At 61.1% G+C, this 314-nt stretch carries 1 pseudogene; it reads right to left on the minus strand.

The annotated features are described in order from the left end of the window. Positions 1 to 314, minus strand: a pseudogene (locus E5162_RS14365) (helicase-related protein); the annotation flags it as partial.

The raw sequence follows: 314 nt of genomic DNA on the forward strand, positions 1-314 counted from the left end.
TGGGAGAGCGTGTCCACGTCCACCGCAGTTTTGGACACCCGCTCCAGCTGGCCCTCCAGCCAGGCCCCGGGCAGATAGCTGTCTCCGCTGGTCAGATAGTGAAATATGCGCGAGACCAGCCTTACATGCTCGTCGATTGTCACCTTGCGAAAGTCCGGCGTGCGGCAGACATCCCAGAGCCGCATCAGGTTAGGACGGTTGCTCACGCGGTCGCGGACATCATTGTCACGAGCGAGGATATCCAGAACCTGCTCGTCGCTGGCGGTCACGACTCGATTGAGAACCGGGTCGGGGCTTGGCCGGTTGAGTGAGTT

It is taken from the genome of Marinicauda pacifica (assembly GCF_004793635.1).
In the GTDB taxonomy this organism is placed as follows: Bacteria; Pseudomonadota; Alphaproteobacteria; order Caulobacterales; family Maricaulaceae; genus Marinicauda; species Marinicauda pacifica.